Genomic DNA, 248 nt, shown 5'->3' with positions numbered 1-248 from the left:
ACACCGGCGACGGGCAGATAGCCGAGGCTGTGGTCACGTCCAAGGACGGCACACGGGTATCGCGCACCGTCCACGCCTACGACGGGGACACCGGGCTGCTGCTCTCCTCCGCGGTCACCGACGCCGACGGGGCCACCACAGTCCGGCAGACCGAGTACGACGCCCTCAACCGGGTCACCGGGGTGTGGGAAGGCGCCCGCGACGACGCGGACGCCAAGAAGAACACCCTCATCACCTACGCCTACGAC

The 248-nt window shown here is 69.4% G+C and carries 1 protein-coding gene; it reads left to right on the top strand.

The window, feature by feature from the left end:
- Nucleotides 1-29: 29 nt before the first annotated feature.
- Nucleotides 30-248 (top strand): hypothetical protein (locus IF89_RS40275; RefSeq protein ID WP_043195196.1); only part of this gene is annotated, 219 nt, incomplete at its 3' end.

The sequence above is a fragment of the Streptomyces sp. NRRL F-2664 genome (assembly GCF_000719345.1).
GTDB lineage: Bacteria > Actinomycetota > Actinomycetes > Streptomycetales > Streptomycetaceae > Streptomyces.
Note: the sequence above shows the minus strand (reverse complement) of the source record. Positions and strands in the feature narration are given on the sequence as shown.